The sequence below is a fragment of the Camelimonas abortus genome, from assembly GCF_042432745.1.
GTDB lineage: Bacteria > Pseudomonadota > Alphaproteobacteria > Rhizobiales > Beijerinckiaceae > Camelimonas > Camelimonas abortus.
Window position 1 is genome coordinate 1454206 of the sequence record NZ_JBHLWR010000006.1, and the last position, 14815, is coordinate 1469020.

Genomic DNA, 14815 nt, shown 5'->3' on the forward strand with positions numbered 1-14815 from the left:
AGGGGGCGGGCGCAGACGCGAAAAAGCCCCCTCTGAGGGGACAGAGGGGGCCGGTCTCGCGGAGTGAGTCTGAAAGGAGCTGCGCCCGCGTTCAGATGTTAAGGAGATATTAACAGGCGCCGCCGCCTGGGGAAAGTAAAATTTTTGTAACGGTCGCAAAAACTTGACCGTAGCGCCGTTAACCATTCAGCCGCCGGCGGGCGCGCGGGTTTCCGCCAGCAGCCAGGCGGCGGTGGCGGCGTCGGCGGTCACGTCCAGAAAGGCCACCACCGGGGTTTCATAAGGGTGGTTCTGGCGCAGGAGCCGCGCGGCGGCGTCGCGGCGGTCGTCCGGCAGCTTGAAGATCACCGCGGTCTCCGCCGCTTCCGCGATCCGGTCCTGGTAACGGTAGACGGCCCGCATGGCGGGGAAAATGTTGGCGCAGGCGACGACACGCGCCTCCACCATGGCGCGCGCAGCGGCGCGGGCGGTGCTTTCGTCGGGAAAAGTGGTGTACAGGAAGGCGTGGCGGCCCGTGTGGGGCGTCGATTGCAGCGTGGTCTCCGGCGTCGTGTCTGGCATCGTCTGCGGCGTCCTCACGGCCCCTCTCCGGAACGCGGCGGGCGAGGCGCCGGCCGCGCGGCGGGCGCGCGCCGGCACAGGCTCCCGGCGCGGCGCGTTCCAGCCTATCATGGGCGCGCGCGCCGGCGGAAGGGCGCGCCCCACCACAGGCCCGCCCGCCGGGAAACAGCGAAAGAACGGGACATGCAGCCCAACAGCACCCTGTCGATCGGCTTTGTCGCCAGCGGCGCCCCGGAGGCCAGGGCGTCGCTGGAGCGCCTCAGGGCGCGCTACAACGGCGTCGACCCCGAGGAAGCGGACGTCATCGTCGCCCTCGGCGGCGACGGGCTGATGCTGCAGACGCTGCACCGCTTCATGGGCCGCAACAAGCCCATCTACGGCATGCACCGCGGCTCGGTCGGCTTCCTGATGAACGATTACAGCGAAGACGACCTGATCGTCCGCCTGCAGTCGGCCATGCGCTCCATCATCCATCCGCTGCTGATGCGCGCCACCGACAGGAACGGCGTGGTCACCACCGCCCACGCCATCAATGAGGTGAGCCTGCTGCGCCAGACCCACCAGGCGGCCAAGCTGCGCATATCCGTCGACGGCAAGGTGCGCATGGAGGAGCTCACCGCCGACGGCGTGCTGGTGGCGACGCCGGCCGGCTCCACCGCCTACAACCTCTCGGCCCATGGCCCCATCCTGCCGCTCAGCGCCCAGCTGCTGGCGCTGACGCCGCTCGCCCCCTTCCGGCCGCGGCGCTGGCGCGGCGCGCTGCTGCCCAGCCACGCCCGCATCGCCATCGAGGTGCTGGAGCCGGACAAGCGCCCGGTGGCGGCGGTGGCGGACGGCCGCGAGGTGCGCCACGTGCAGCGCGTGGAGGTGCGCCAGGACGAATCCGTGGAGCTGGTGCTGCTGCACGATCCCGGCCATGGCCTTGACGAGCGCATCCTGCGCGAGCAGTTCGGCTACTGACGGCGGCCATCCCGCCGGCTCACGCGCCCCGGGCCCTCGGCCGGCGGGGCCTCATGGGAGAGTGCTCTTGCGTTCGCTTCTGTTCGTGCCCGGCGACAGCCCCCGCAAGATGGCGAAAGCCATGGAGTCCGGGGCCGACGGGCTGATCCTGGATCTTGAGGACGCGGTGGCGCCGGACCGCAAGCAGGCGGCGCGGGAGGCCACGGCCGAATTCATCCGCGCCGCCCGCCGGCCGGACGGCCCGCGCCTGTTCGTGCGCGTCAACGCCCTCGACAGCGGTCTCACCGACGCCGATCTCGACGTGGTGATGGCCGCTGCGCCGGACGGACTCGTGCTGCCCAAATGCGCCGGCGGCCAGGACGTGGCGCATCTGGCGGCCAAGACCGCCGTGCGCGAGGCCGAATTTGACCTGCGCGACGGCGCCACGGCGATCATCCCGGTGGCGACGGAATCGGGAGCAAGCATCTTCGGGCTCGGCTCCTACGCCGGATGCAGCCGCCGCCTCGCCGCCCTCGCCTGGGGGGCGGAGGACCTGTGCGCCGACATCGGCGCCGCCGCCAACCGCGACGGCGCCGGCCTGTTCACGGGCCCCTTCCGCCTGGCGCGCGACCTGCTGCTGTTCGGCGCGGCGGCGGCGGGGGTGGACGCCATCGACACGGTGTTCACCGCCCTCGCCGACGAGGCGGGCCTTGCGCGTGAATGCGCCGGAGCGGCCCGCGACGGCTTCGCCGGCAAGCTGGCCATCCATCCGGCGCAGATCCCGGTGATCAACGCCGCCTTCACCCCGGCGCCGGAAGCGGTGGCCGAAGCGCAGGCCATCGTCGCCGCCTTCGCCGCCGACAGCTCCCTCGGCGTGATCAACATCGGCGGCAGGATGGTGGACCGGCCGCACCTGCGCCAGGCGCAGCGCCTGCTCGCCCGCGCCGGAGCGACGGGCCAGGCCAGCCGCTGACGGCGGCTGGCGGGGTTCAGTCGCCGCCGCCCTCGGGACGCTTCATGGAGAACACCTCGGTCACCACCGCATAGTCGCGGAAGCCGAGGCGGGCCAGCAGCTTCATGGCCGCGGTGTCGACCCGGCCGCCCTCCAGCAGGTAGCGGTCGTCGATATGGACGCCGACCACCTGCCCCAGCACCAACCTCCAGCCGGTGTCGGCGCCGTTGAGGTCGTCGAGGCGGATGGTGCGCAGGTAGCGGCACTCCAGCGCAGCCGGCGCGCCCTTCACCCGCGGCGGCTTCACCAGCGCCGCGGGCTCCATCTCCAGCCCGGCGAAGGCGAACTCGCTCTCGCCGCGCGGCAGCGGCGCCGAGGTCTGGTTCATGCCGTCGCGCTGGTCCCAGCTGACCAGGCTGCAGGTGAATTCGCCGGTCTCCTCCACGAAGGCGATGCTGTCCTTATAGCCGTAGGTGGAGAAGCCGACTATGCCGGGATCGGTGGAGAAGCCGTTGAAGAAACTGTAGGGGGCGAGGTTCACCGCCCCCGTCGCGCTCACCGAGCTGATCCAGCCGATGGGCCGGGGCGCGACCAGCGCCTTGAACGGGTCATGCGCCAGCGCTTCCCGCCGGCGGTCAGCTTCGTAGAACATCACTCCTCCCCGAACCAGGTCACGATCTGCGTCATGTCGGGACGCTCGCGCTCGGGCGGCGTCGCCGTCGCCTGGCCAATGTGAACATATCCCGCGATGCGCTCGTGCGGCGCAAGCCCCAGGACGTTCAGCACGCGCCGGTCGAAGGCCGGCCAGCCCGTCAGCCATGAGGTGACGAATCCCATGGCGTTGGCCGCCAGGGTCAGGGCCATGCACGCAGCGCCGGCGCACAGCTGTTGCTCCCACAGCGGAATTTTCGGGTGCGGCCGCGCCGTGGACACCACCGCCACGATCACCGGCGCCTGGGTGAAACGGGCCCGCTCGGCGGCGATGGCGGCGGCGGTCGCGCCCGGCAGGTCGGCGCGGGCGGCCGCGGCCACCGCCTCCGCCAGCCGCTCGCGCGCCGCACCGGCGATGACCACGAAGCGGAACGGCGCCAGCTTGCCGTGGTCGGGCACGCGGGCGGCGAGGGTCAGCAGCTGCTCCAGCTGGCCGCGGTCCGGGCCCGGTCCCTTCATGCCGGCCGGCGGCACGGAGCGGCGCCGGGCCATCATCGTCATCATCTCCGACATGCGGTGAACGCCTCCTGTTCGCCGGGCGGCGACGCGCCGCCCGCTCCGCCAGCGTCATGGCCGCCGCCGCGGCGGCGGTCAAACCCGGGGCCCGCCCGAAAAACGGCCAGATGCGGTGGCAGGAGGCGGCGGGCGCACGGCGCGGCGGCAGGCGGCGGTTGGCGCCGGGCGCGGCGCGCGCTACTCACGGACAGCCCTCTAGCTTGCGGGAAGCGGATGCGGATGAAAGCGACGCCAGTGGCGAATCGGAAGCAGCATGGCGGCGCGCGGCCCCGCCGGACCGGCGGCCGCGGCGTGCGGTCGCCCGGCGCCCATGCGCTGACCCTCGCCGTCGTGCTTGCGCTGGCCCCGGGCGGCGCCTTCGCCCAGCCCGCCGCCGGAAACACGCCGCAGCCTGAGGCCGCGACCCCGGCGGCGCCCGCCGCAGGCGCGCCGGAAACGCGCCCGGACGACGGGCGGCGCCTGCGCCTGTCGCTCAGCGCCAGCCTGTCGGCCACGCCGGGCAAGCCCATCGCCAGCGGCCTCGTCTGGCGCATTTACCCGGACGGCGACGTCGCCGCCGGCGAGATCGGCCGCCCGGAAGCGGAGACCACCGAGGCCACGCCGGCGCTCTCGCTGAAGCCCGGCGTTTACGTGGTCCATGTGGCCTATGGCTTCGCCAGCGCCATGCAGCGCGTCAGTCTCACCAGCGACGCGACGGCGCAGCTGTCGATAAACGCCGGCGGGCTGAAGGTGACCGGCGTGGTCGGCGACACGCCGATTCCGCCGGCGCAGATGCAGGTGTCGGTCTATGTGCCTGTGGGCCAGGACCTGGAAGGCCGCCTTGTGCTGGAGAACGCGCCGCCCGGCGAGGTGATCCGCCTGCCGGAGGGCGTCTATCACGTGGTCTCGACCTACGGGGACGCCAATGCGGTGATGCGCGCCGACCTGCGCGTGGAGCCCGGCAAGGTCACCGAGGCGACGGTGCGCCACCGCGCCGCCGCGGTGACGCTCAAGCTGGTGCAGACGCCTGGCGGCGAGGCCTTCGCCGGCACCGCCTTCAGCGTGCTCACTCCGGGCGGCGACGTCATCCGCGAGGAAATCGGCGCCTTCCCCACCCTGGTGCTGGAGGAAGGCGACTACATCGTCATCGCCCGCCACGACGGCAAAGTGTACACGCGCGAGTTCCAGGTTGAGTCGGGCGTCAACCGCGACGTGGAAGTGCTCGCCGCGGACTGAGCCGGCCCCGCGCCAGGCCCCCGCAACGCCCCCGCCAGGCCCCCCCGCGAAGCCCCGCAGGTTTGCGCGACGCCCGCCCGCGCCTTCAGCCAGACAGGAACGGAGCGGCCGCATCCGCGTTGTCCCTGCGCGACGGGGGGCAGGCGCGCCCGTCGCCGCGCCGCTCCTGTCTGAGGGGGCACGGTTTTCACGGCGCCGCCACAGGAAACGTTCGCCATGGCGCCCGTCCGCGACACGCTGCGTCCGCCCCCTGTCCCGGCCATCGCGCCGGCCGCCGCCGCCGATCCGGCCCGGCCCGCCCCCGGCGCCCTGCTCACCGTGGCGGCGCTGGCGGGACTGCTGTATGTGGGGCGGGACATTTTCATGCCGCTGGCGGTGGCGGTGCTGCTCACCTTCACCCTGGCTCCGGTGGTGAACTGGCTGCGCAAGTGGTCGACGCCCAGGGTTCCGGCGGTGCTGCTGGCGGTGGGGGCGGCCTTCGCCATCATCGGCCTGGTGGGCTTCATCATCGCCGGCCAGGTGGCCGGCCTCGCCCGCAACCTGCCGGCCTACCAGGCCAACATCGTCCAGAAGGTGCAGTCCCTGAAGGAGATGGGGGCCGGGGACGGGGTCATCGACCGCGTCGCCGATTCCGTGCGGCGCATCGGCGCGGAGATCGAGGGCAGGCGCCCGGCCGGCGCTCCCGCGCCGCAGGCCGGCGCGCCGCCCTCCGGCGACGCCGCGACGCTCCGGACGCCCCCTGCCCTGACGCCGCCGGCCGCGCCCGACGCGCCGGCGGAGGCGGAGCGCGCCCGCCAGCCGGTGCCGGTGGAGATCATCGCCCGCGAAAGCCCCATCGAGACGCTGAAAAATCTCATCGCGCCGCTGGTCAGCCCGTTCGCCGCCGCCGGCCTGGTGATCGTGCTGGTGATCTTCATGCTGCTGGAGCGGGAGAACCTGCGCGACCGCTTCATCCGCCTTGCGGGAGCCGGCGACCTGCACCGCGCCACCGCCGCCCTGCAGGAGGCCGGCGAGCGCGTGGGCCACTACCTGCTGATGCAGCTGCTGGTGAACGTGCTTTACGCCGTGCCGGTGGGCGTGGGGCTGTGGCTGCTCGGCATTCCCAACGCCATGCTGTGGGGCCTGCTCACCCTGGCGCTGCGCTTCGTGCCCTATATCGGACCGGCGATCGGCATGATGGGGCCGCTGTTTCTGGCGGTGGCCGCCGCGCCGGGCTGGTCGCTGCTGCTGTGGACGGCCGGACTGTTCCTGGTGGCGGAGCTGGTCAGCAACAATGTCATCGAGCCGTGGCTGTATGGTTCGCGCACCGGCCTTTCGCCCATCGCCATCATCATCGCCGCCATCGTGTGGACGTCGCTGTGGGGGCCGGTGGGACTGGTGCTGTCGACGCCGGTGACGGTGTGCATGATGGTGCTGGGACGGCACGTGCGGCAGTTCGCCTTTCTCGACGTGCTGCTGGGCAATGAGCCGGTGCTGGAGCCGCACGAACGGCTGTACCAGCGGCTGCTGGCCGGCGATCCGCACGAGGCCGCCGACAACGCCGGCGCGTTTCTCGAGGAGCGCTATCTGGTGGACTATTACGGGGAGATCGGGCTGCCGGCGCTGCGCATGGGCGAGGCCGACCGCCAGCGCGGGGTGATGGACGCGGCGCAGCTGGCGCGTTTCGCCGCCACCGCGCAAATACTGGTCGCCAGCCTCACCGACATCGCCCTGGAGGAGGAAGCGGAAGATCCGGCCGGCGCCGCGCCGCAGGCGGGGCCGCACAGCGACGGGGTGGTGGCGAAGCTGGTGGAGGCCGGCCGGCGCATGGTGGGCGACGGTTCCGGCGACGGCGACGGTGACGCCGCCGCCGGGCCGCCGGCGCCGCTGGTGCTGCCGGACGGCGAAGGCCGGCGGGCGCTGGTGGCCGGCGGCCGCGGCGAGCTGGACGACGTGGCCGCCGCCATGCTGGCGCAGACGCTTGAGGTGCAGGGAGCGCACACGGCGGTGGCTTCCTTCACGGATCTGGGCGGTTATGGCCCGGTCGACCTGCCGCTGGCGGATTTTGACGTGGTGACGCTGGTCTATCTCAACGTCGCCTCTGCGGCGCACGCCCGCCAGACGGCGCGGCGACTGAAGCGGACCCGGCCGGGCCTGCGGGTGGGGGTGTTTACGCCGCTGGCGGAGGACGATCCGCCGCCGCCGTTCAGCGCCGCGGCGGTTTACGCCGATTTCCTCGCCACGCGCCTGCAGGATGCGGTGACCATGGCGCTCGCGCCCGAGCCGGCGACGGAGCCGCCGGCGGACCAGCGGCCGTGGGGCCGGCGCGCCCTGCGCCCGCTGCGCGCGCCGCGCCCCGCGCAACCGGCTGCGTCGCCGCCGGAAACGGCCGGGACGTCAGGCGCGGGCGGATAACGCCCGCGGCGGCCCCGGCGCGCGGCTGCGGCCCCGTCACGTCCTTCTTGCGGCGCGCGGCCTGTCCGCCCGCCGCCCAGGCCGCGCCGCCGCCCCGAAACGGAAACGGCCCCGGATCGCTCCGGGGCCGCGGTTAACGGCGGGCGCGGCGCGGGCCGTCACGGCGCGCCGGTCACCACTTTCTGGCCGTCCAGCTCCACGTCGAGCTGGCCGGGAACCGGATCCTTCGCCCGCAGGCGCTTCAGGTCCGGCGGCAGCGCCTCCAGCTGCAGCATGGCCAGCGCCTCGTCCAGGCCCATGGAGCGCTGCTCCTGCGAGCCCAGGCGGCGGATCGACACTGTGCGCTCCGCCGCCTCCTTGCGGCCCACCACCAGCAACACCGGCACCTTGGCCAGCGAGTGCTCGCGCACCTTGTAGGTGATCTTCTGGTTGCTGAGGTCGATGCCGGCGCGCAGGCCGGCGCGCTTCGCCGCCGCCAGCACCTCCTGGGCGTAGGCGTCGCCGTCCTGGGTGATGGTCAGCACCTTCACCTGCTCCGGCGCCAGCCACAGCGGGAAATGGCCGGCGAAGTGCTCGATCAGGATGCCGGTGAACCGCTCGATCGAGCCGCAAATGGCGCGGTGCACCATCACCGGCGTCTTCTTCTGTCCGTCGGCGTCAATGTAGAAGGCGCCGAAACGCTCCGGCAGGTTGAAGTCCACCTGGGTGGTGCCGCACTGCCAGTCGCGGCCGATGGCGTCGCGCAGCACATATTCGAACTTCGGCCCGTAGAACGCGCCCTCGCACTCGTTGACCGCCGTCTCGATGCGGCCGCCGGACTGCTCGCGGATCTGCTCCAGCACCCGCGCCATCACCGCCTCGGCGTGATCCCACAGGGCGTCGGAGCCCACGCGCTTCTCCGGACGCGTGGAGAGCTTCACGACAATCCTGTCGAAGCCGAAGTCGGCGTAGGTGGAGAGGATCAGGTCGTTGATCTTCAGGCACTCGTCCGCCAGCTGGTCCTCGGTGCAGAACACATGGGCGTCGTCCTGGGTGAAGGCGCGCACGCGCAGCAGGCCGTGCATGGCGCCGGACGCCTCATAGCGGTGCACCACGCCAAACTCCGCCAGACGCAGCGGCAGGTCGCGGTAGGACTTGAGGCCGTGCTTGTAGATCTGCACGTGGCCCGGACAGTTCATCGGCTTGAGCACGAACCAGCGCTTGTCCTCGGCCTCGTCGCCCGCCGACTGCGCCGCGAACATGTTCTCGCGGTACCACTCCCAGTGGCCGGAGGTCTCCCACAGCGCCTTGTCGAGGATCTGCGGGGCGTTGACCTCCTCATAGTCGCCGGCGAGACGGCGGCGCATGTAGCTGACCACGTTCTGGAACAGCGTCCAGCCCTTGGGGTGCCAGAACACCGTGCCCGGACCTTCTTCCTGGAAGTGGAACAGGTCCATCTCGCGGCCAAGGCGGCGGTGGTCGCGGCGCTCCGCCTCCTCAAGCTGCTTCAGGTAGAGGTCGAGATCCTCCTGCCTGGCGAAGGCGGTGGCGTAGATGCGCGTCAGCATCGGGTTGTTGCTGTCGCCGCGCCAGTAGGCGCCGGCCACCTTCATCAGCCGGAAGGCGTTGCCGATCTTGCCAGTGGAGGTCATGTGCGGGCCGCGGCACAGGTCGAGCCACTCGCCCTGGCGGTAGATGCGGATCTCCTCGCCTTCGGGAATGGCGTCGACCAGCTCCACCTTGTAGTGCTCGCCCCGGGCGGCGAAATATTCCTTCGCCTGCTCGCGCGTCCACACCTCCTTGGTGAAAGGCGCGTCGCGGGCGATGATCTCGCGCATCTTCTTTTCGATGGCGGGGAAATCTTCCGGCGTGAACGGCTCGGCGCGGGCGAAGTCGTAATAGAATCCGTTCTCGATCACCGGGCCGATGGTCACCTGGGCGTCAGGCCACAGGCTCTGCACCGCCTCGGCCAGCACGTGGGCGCAGTCGTGACGGATCAGCTCGAGAGCGCGCGGATCCTCGCGGGAGATGAACTCGATCCTCACGTCGCGGGTGATCGGGTCGGCGAGATCGGCGAGCGCGCCGTCAAGGGCCATGGCCACCGTGCGCTTCGCCAGCGAGGGCGAAATGCCCTTCGCGATCTCCACGCCCGTAACGCCTTCGGGATACTGGCGCACCGCGCCGTCAGGAAAAGTAACGTTGATCATGTCGTCCCCCGCTCACTCCTGCGAACGTGGCAGGTAAGCGTCGTTGCAAGGAAAAAACGCCGTCAAACGCCGGCTGCGCCCTGTTCCGCGGGCGGCCCGCGCCCGGCCGGCGGGCGGCGCTGGCGCCGCCGCAGGGGCGGGAGGGCACCCCCGGCCCCGCCGGCGCGCATGAATTACCCCTTCCCCGCCGTTGAGGCAATCAACCGCCCGGACGGCTGCGCGCCGGTCAGGATGGCGGCTGCTGATCCGGCGGGTCGCAAACCAGCCGCGGCCGGGGCGGCCCCTCCTGCGTTTCGCGCTGGCCGCGCCACAGGCCATAGCGCCACGGCGCCCACCAGCGCGCCGCCGGCGGCCGCCGCAGCGGCGGGTAGTCGAGGCCATGCCCGCCCCACGGGTGGCAGCGGCACACGCGCGCCAGCGCCATCCAGCCGCCGGCCCACAGGCCGAAGCGCCCGATGCTTTCCATGGCGTAGGCCGAGCACGTGGGCAGGTAGCGGCACTGGCGCCCGAGCACGGACGACAGGGTGAGCTGGTAGCAGCGCACCAGCGCCATGCCGGCCAGCGCCGGCGTCTGGCGCAGCGCGGCCAGGACCCGCGCCGCCCCGCGCGCCGGCGCGGCGGCGGGCTGTGGATCAGGGCGTGGTTTCGCGAATGATTTCATGGACCCAGACACCACGGCGCCGGCGCGACGCATCATGGACACGCCAGGGAAACGTCAGGACGGCTGTCGCCGCCCGCGGCGGCAGGCCATCATGGCGTGACGGCGCGCCGATTCGGACCAGTGCGGGCGGCGCGGCGCGCGGTCGCGACGCCAGCCATATTGCAGCCACACCGGCAACGGCAAATGACGCGCGTCGCGGAGCCACGCCTGTCGCGGCGGCCTTCCGCGCTGAATTTGACCCGGACCGGCGCCGGCGCGCAATCTACCCCGTATCGAGCCTTTCGTCAGGATTTGCTAAGGTTTGCCGTCGTACAAGCAATCCTGAGGAGCAGGTTACAGGAAAGCCCCGACCGCAATGCACGCCCTGACCAGACTGTTCGCCGCCGTAACCGGGACCGGCGCCGCCTTCGCCATGGCCGGCCCAGCGCTCGCCCAGTCCGCCTGGGACCGGAACGACGTGATCTTCAACAACGCCCCGGTTTCGTCGGACGAGTGGGTGGTGACCGTGAAGGCGTCGATCGGCGTGTCGCCGGCCTGGCCGGGCGCGGACCGGCTGACGCTGTTCGGCTATCCGTCAGTCAGCTATCGCCATGTGGGCGAGCGGCCGAAGTTCACCGCGCCCACCGACAGCGCCTCGCTCAGCCTATACGACACCTCCTGGCTGCGGGCCGGCGTGGTGGCGGGCTACAATGGCGGCCGTTACAGCGGCCAGGAGCGCCGGCTGCGGGGCCTGAAGGACGCCGGCTGGTCGCTGCAGCCCGGCGTGTTCGTGGACGTGTGGCCGGCGGACTTCCTGCGCCTGCGCGCCGAGCTGCGCTACGCCGTGGGCAACGCCCATGGCTTCGTCGGCATGCTGGGGGCGGACTTCGTGCAGAACGTCGACCGCTTCACCTTCGCCATCGGTCCGCGCCTCAAGTGGGGCGGGAGCAAGTACAACCACGACGTTTACGGCGTGCGCTTCCAGGACGCGCTGCTCACCGCCGGCTTCGTGCAGCCCTACAAGGCGGGCGGCGGCGCCACGGCCATCGGCGTCACCGCCTCGGCCTCCTACGCCTGGTCGGACGCCTTCACCACCACCATCTATGGCGCCTACGACCGTCTGGTGGGGCCGGCCGCCGACAGCCCGATCGTGCGCCGCTACGGCTCGCGCAACCAGTACACGGCCGGCGTCAGCGCCGCCTATTCCTTCACCACCCGCGCGCTCTGGTGAACGCCCGCGCGCCGGGGGGCGGGTACAAAACGCAGGGGCGGCCGCATGGGCCGTCCTTTTTTCATGGTATTCGCCAGTGGCGCCGGCGGCCGGAGCGCCGCGCCCCGCCCGGGAGCCGGTTACGGCGCCGGCTGCCGCGCGCCCCGCTCCTGGTCCTGCTTCTCCAGCGCCTGGCGCATGGCCGACAGCGTCGCCTCGAAGGTCAGCATGGTGGAGGCGTGACGGTTGCGATAGGCGCGCACCGGCTCCAGCAGCGCGCACTCGGCCCATTTTCCGCCGGGCGGCGGCGCGCCCTGGTCGAGCATGGCGAACATGGCGTCGCGCAGCTGGCGCAGTTCCTCCAGATCCGCGCCGATGACGCCCCTGGCCATGATCGACGACGAGGCCTGGCCCAGGGCGCACGCCCTGACTTCATGGGCGAAATCGGCGACGCGGCCGTCCGCCACCCGCAGCATCACCTTCACCCAGGAGCCGCACAGCCGCGCGTGCGCCTCGGCGACGCCGTCCGGCTGCTCCAGCCGCCCGAGGCGCGGAATGTTGGCGGCCAGCGACAGGATGCGCCGGTTATAAACATCATCGAGCATGCCTTCACCCGCACGGAACAGGGAGCGCGCCGCCTGGCGGAGCGCCCGCGGCGTCTGCGGCACAGATAGGCCTTTTTCGCCGCCGCACCAAGGCCCGCCGCCGGCGCCCGCCTTCCGGAACACGCCCCGCGCCGCGGTTTTTTCGCCCCGCGCGGCGGGCATGCGCCCGTTGCGCGCGACAATAATGCCGGCCGCGTTAAAATGGGGGCTAGGACGGCGCGCCCCCGCTCCTATATAGAGGGGCGCAGCCCCCCGCCTGCTTTCGCGGGCGCGCGGGGCTGTCCGTGCCGGAACGGGATCCGGTTCGTCACGACCCCGTCGCAACCGGGCAGTTGCCGCTGCGGTCGTTTTGCGCCACCCGTCGCGAACGGCTGGCGCGCCGCAGGGTCAGGTCGATCGTGCGGCGCTGGATGAATGGACGACGTATGATCGACAGCGGGAGGCACCACATGGATGGTGTGGTTAAGTCCTTGTCCGCGCGGTTGGCCACGGCCAACGCCGACAAGAAACCGACGCAGGGCGTCGCGCGCCCGACGCGGGAGGAGGCCGAGGCCGCCGTGCGCACGCTGATCGCCTGGGCCGGCGACGACCCGGACCGCGAGGGGCTGGTCGACACCCCGCGCCGCGTCGTGAAGGCGTACGAGGAGCTGTACGGCGGCTACGCCCAGGATCCGGACGCCCACCTTGACCGCGTCTTCACCGAAGTCGGCGGTTACGACGACATGGTGCTGCTGCGGGACATCCCCTTCTTCTCGCACTGCGAGCACCACATGGTGCCGTTCACCGGCAAGGCGCACATCGCCTATTACCCGGATGGCGGCGTCGTCGGGCTGTCCAAGCTGGCGCGCGTGGTCGACATTTTCGCCAACCGCCTGCAGACCCAGGAAACGCTGACGGCGCAAATTCTCGACGCCATCGACCGGCGGCTGCAGCCGCGCGGCGCTGCGGTGATGATCGAGGCCTCGCACATGTGCATGTCGATGCGCGGAGTGCAGAAGCAGGGCTCGCAGACCATCACCACCCGCTTCAGCGGCGTGTTCCGGGATGATCCGGCCGAGCAGGCGCGCTTCTTCTCCATGGTGCGCGCCGGCCGCTGACCGCGGCGGCGCGCGCGCCAGGGCGCGACGCCTGGGCGCCGCTTTCCTTCGCAGACCATCCGCCTGGCTCCGCCGCCCGCCCGGCCGGCGGACGGGGCCGGTTCACCAGGGTTCCGACCATGTGCTCCGCACCGCATGACTTCGCCCCGCGCGGCTCAAAACACGAGGTTGAGGAAGGCGCGCGGCTCGCGCCCGCCTTTGACGCCAGCGGCCTCATCACCTGCGTGGTCACCGACGCCGACGGCGGCGACGTGCTGATGGTGGCGCACATGAACGCCGAGGCGCTGCGGCGCACCATCGCCACCGGCGAGGGCTGGTTCTGGTCGCGCTCGCGCCAGACCCTGTGGCGCAAGGGCGACACCTCCGGCCAGGTGCTGCATGTGGTGGAGATGCGCGTGGACTGCGACCAGGACGCGGTGTGGCTGCGCGTGCGCGTGGGCGGCGACGGCGGCTGCTGCCACACCGGCCGGCGCACCTGTTTCTATCGCGCCGTCGCCACCGGAGACGGCGCGACCCCGGACCAGGAGCTGCGCTTCGTGGAACAGGCGCCGCGCGGCTGACATCACGTCATCATTTCAGGCATGCTGGCGCGGCGACGCGGTGCCGTGCGGGCCGGTCCGCGCCGCGGGCGGCGGCCGGCTTGACCCAGGGAGGCGTCTCCATGTCTGCAGGCAGGTCATTCATGCCATTCCGGCGCGGCGCATCCGGCCGCGCCGCGGCCGCCGGGGCGGATGCGCCCGTGGCGGAGGAAGCGGCGCCGGCCGCCGGCGCGGCGGCGCAGGCCCCTGCGCCGGACCGGCGCGACGCCCGCGCGGGGCGCCGGGCCAGGCCGCCGCGCATCGGCCTCGCCCTTGGCAGCGGCGCCGCCCGCGGCTGGGCGCATATCGGCGCGCTCCGGGTGCTGGGGCAGGCCGGATTCGTTCCCGAGGTGATCGTCGGCTCCTCCATTGGCGCCGTGGTGGGCGGCTGCCTGGCCACGGGCGCGCTTGACGCGCTGGAGGGTTTCGCCCTGTCGCTGACGCGGCGGCGGGTGATGGGCCTGCTCGACCTGTCCATGGGCGGCTCTGGCCTGCTCGGCGGCGCGCGTCTGCGCAACCTGCTGCAACAGGACGTGGGCGAGCACCGCATTGAGGAGCTGCCGGTGCGTTACGCCGCGGTGGCGACGGAGCTGGGCACCGGCAATGAGGTGTGGCTGACCCGCGGCTCCATCGTCGAGGCCATGCGGGCCTCCTACGCCCTGCCCGGCATTTTTGACCCGGTGTGCATCGGCGAGCGCTGGCTGATGGACGGGGCGCTGGTCAATCCGGTGCCGGTGACGGTGGCGCGGGCGCTGGGGGCGGAGTTCGTGCTGGCGATCAACCTCAACGGCAACCTGCGCGCCAGCCGCGCCAGCACCATTCCCGGCCACGGCCCGCTGGACGACGACGAGGCACCGGCGGCGGAGCAGGAGGCGCGCCCGCGCGGCCTGCTCGGCGCCTTCAGCGCCGCGCGCCGCCGCGACCGCCGGGCGGAGGGCGCGCCGGGCATCGGCGCGGTTCTGGTGGACGCGTTCAACATCACCCAGGACCGCATCGCGCGCTCGCGCCTAGCGGGCGATCCGCCCAATCTGATGATCAGCCCCCGCCTTGGCCAGATCGGCCTGTTTGACTTTCACCGGGCCGAGGAAAGCATGCGTCTTGGCGCCGAAGCCGCCGAACGCGCCCTGCCCGAGCTGGAGGAAATGCTGGCCGCGGCGGCGATCGTGAGCTGACGCGGCCCGGGTCGCCGGCGCGGGGCCGCGCCGGGGCGG

General features: G+C 72.2%; 14 protein-coding genes. 8 read left to right on the top strand and 6 right to left on the bottom strand.

Features of this window, described 5'->3' with window-relative positions; all coding sequences use genetic code 11:
* Positions 1-186: 186 nt before the first annotated feature.
* The gene (gene cutA / locus ACFFJB_RS08710; RefSeq protein WP_376830817.1) at positions 187-561 is read right to left on the bottom strand and encodes a divalent-cation tolerance protein CutA; all 375 of its coding nucleotides are present in this window, start codon (positions 559-561) and stop codon (positions 187-189) included.
* Between the two features lie 183 nt (positions 562-744).
* On the opposite strand from cutA, the gene ACFFJB_RS08715 reads away from it, so the two are divergent.
* The gene (locus ACFFJB_RS08715) at positions 745-1521 is read left to right on the top strand and encodes an NAD kinase (protein ID WP_376830818.1); all 777 of its coding nucleotides are present in this window, start codon (positions 745-747) and stop codon (positions 1519-1521) included.
* A 61-nt stretch (positions 1522-1582) separates the two neighbouring features.
* Positions 1583-2473 (top strand): HpcH/HpaI aldolase/citrate lyase family protein, encoded by an 891-nt coding sequence (locus tag ACFFJB_RS08720; RefSeq protein WP_376830819.1) that lies wholly within the window; start codon positions 1583-1585, stop codon positions 2471-2473.
* A gap of 16 nt (positions 2474-2489) precedes the next feature.
* Here the strand turns inward: ACFFJB_RS08720 and ACFFJB_RS08725 are convergent, their stop codons facing one another.
* Positions 2490-3104 (bottom strand): flavin reductase family protein, encoded by a 615-nt coding sequence (locus ACFFJB_RS08725; RefSeq protein ID WP_376830820.1) that lies wholly within the window; start codon positions 3102-3104, stop codon positions 2490-2492.
* Positions 3104-3676: a nitroreductase family protein gene (locus ACFFJB_RS08730; RefSeq protein ID WP_376830821.1), complete on the bottom strand. Its 573-nt coding sequence runs from the start codon at positions 3674-3676 to the stop codon at positions 3104-3106. The genes ACFFJB_RS08725 and ACFFJB_RS08730 overlap by 1 nt, the downstream gene beginning before the upstream one ends.
* 333 nt (positions 3677-4009) lie before the next feature.
* Between ACFFJB_RS08730 and ACFFJB_RS08735 the strand changes: the two genes are divergently transcribed.
* A complete protein-coding gene (locus ACFFJB_RS08735) occupies positions 4010-4894 on the top strand; it encodes an RgsD C-terminal domain-containing protein (protein ID WP_376832607.1) in 885 nt (294 codons plus the stop codon).
* Positions 4895-5110: 216 nt separating this feature from the next.
* The gene (locus tag ACFFJB_RS08740) at positions 5111-7288 is read left to right on the top strand and encodes an AI-2E family transporter (protein WP_376830822.1); all 2178 of its coding nucleotides are present in this window, start codon (positions 5111-5113) and stop codon (positions 7286-7288) included.
* A 158-nt stretch (positions 7289-7446) separates the two neighbouring features.
* Here the strand turns inward: ACFFJB_RS08740 and thrS are convergent, their stop codons facing one another.
* Together thrS and yidD are read right to left on the bottom strand one after the other, a co-directional pair.
* Positions 7447-9474, bottom strand: coding sequence for a threonine--tRNA ligase (gene thrS / locus ACFFJB_RS08745; RefSeq protein ID WP_376830823.1), 2028 nt, complete (start codon positions 9472-9474; stop codon positions 7447-7449).
* 226 nt (positions 9475-9700) lie between these two features.
* Positions 9701-10135: a membrane protein insertion efficiency factor YidD gene (gene yidD, locus ACFFJB_RS08750; protein WP_376830824.1), complete on the bottom strand. Its 435-nt coding sequence runs from the start codon at positions 10133-10135 to the stop codon at positions 9701-9703.
* Between the two features lie 355 nt (positions 10136-10490).
* On the opposite strand from yidD, the gene ACFFJB_RS08755 reads away from it, so the two are divergent.
* Entirely contained in the window at positions 10491-11345 is an 855-nt protein-coding gene (locus ACFFJB_RS08755) for a MipA/OmpV family protein (RefSeq protein WP_376830825.1), read from the top strand.
* A gap of 119 nt (positions 11346-11464) precedes the next feature.
* Here the strand turns inward: ACFFJB_RS08755 and ACFFJB_RS08760 are convergent, their stop codons facing one another.
* Positions 11465-11929 carry an iron-sulfur cluster assembly scaffold protein gene (locus ACFFJB_RS08760; protein ID WP_376830826.1) on the bottom strand — a complete coding sequence of 155 codons (465 nt, stop codon included), beginning with the start codon at positions 11927-11929 and terminating at the stop codon, positions 11465-11467.
* A gap of 449 nt (positions 11930-12378) precedes the next feature.
* Here ACFFJB_RS08760 and folE point away from each other — a divergent pair, with 449 nt between their 5' ends.
* The 3 genes from folE to ACFFJB_RS08775 all read left to right on the top strand — a co-directional run bounded on the left by folE (position 12379) and on the right by ACFFJB_RS08775 (position 14776).
* Positions 12379-13026 carry a GTP cyclohydrolase I FolE gene (gene folE, locus ACFFJB_RS08765; protein WP_376830827.1) on the top strand — a complete coding sequence of 216 codons (648 nt, stop codon included), beginning with the start codon at positions 12379-12381 and terminating at the stop codon, positions 13024-13026.
* A 119-nt stretch (positions 13027-13145) separates the two neighbouring features.
* Positions 13146-13586, top strand: a complete 441-nt coding sequence (hisI, locus tag ACFFJB_RS08770) for a phosphoribosyl-AMP cyclohydrolase (RefSeq protein ID WP_376830828.1) — start codon at positions 13146-13148, stop codon at positions 13584-13586.
* A gap of 179 nt (positions 13587-13765) precedes the next feature.
* Positions 13766-14776: a patatin-like phospholipase family protein gene (locus ACFFJB_RS08775; RefSeq protein ID WP_376830829.1), complete on the top strand. Its 1011-nt coding sequence runs from the start codon at positions 13766-13768 to the stop codon at positions 14774-14776.
* Positions 14777-14815: the final 39 nt, after the last annotated feature.

Bases quoted from the DNA above. Each gene is read 5' to 3' on its own strand.
- cutA (WP_376830817.1), bottom strand. From the start codon at position 561: ATGCCAGACACGACGCCGGAGACCACGCTGCAATCGACGCCCCACACG.
- ACFFJB_RS08715 (WP_376830818.1), top strand. From the start codon at position 745: ATGCAGCCCAACAGCACCCTGTCGATCGGCTTTGTCGCCAGCGGCGCC.
- ACFFJB_RS08725 (WP_376830820.1), bottom strand. From the start codon at position 3,104: ATGTTCTACGAAGCTGACCGCCGGCGGGAAGCGCTGGCGCATGACCCG.
- ACFFJB_RS08730 (WP_376830821.1), bottom strand. From the start codon at position 3,676: ATGTCGGAGATGATGACGATGATGGCCCGGCGCCGCTCCGTGCCGCCG.
- ACFFJB_RS08740 (WP_376830822.1), top strand. From the start codon at position 5,111: ATGGCGCCCGTCCGCGACACGCTGCGTCCGCCCCCTGTCCCGGCCATC.
- thrS (WP_376830823.1), bottom strand. From the start codon at position 9,474: ATGATCAACGTTACTTTTCCTGACGGCGCGGTGCGCCAGTATCCCGAA.
- yidD (WP_376830824.1), bottom strand. From the start codon at position 10,135: ATGAAATCATTCGCGAAACCACGCCCTGATCCACAGCCCGCCGCCGCG.
- ACFFJB_RS08755 (WP_376830825.1), top strand. From the start codon at position 10,491: ATGCACGCCCTGACCAGACTGTTCGCCGCCGTAACCGGGACCGGCGCC.
- ACFFJB_RS08760 (WP_376830826.1), bottom strand. From the start codon at position 11,929: ATGCTCGATGATGTTTATAACCGGCGCATCCTGTCGCTGGCCGCCAAC.
- folE (WP_376830827.1), top strand. From the start codon at position 12,379: ATGGATGGTGTGGTTAAGTCCTTGTCCGCGCGGTTGGCCACGGCCAAC.
- hisI (WP_376830828.1), top strand. From the start codon at position 13,146: ATGTGCTCCGCACCGCATGACTTCGCCCCGCGCGGCTCAAAACACGAG.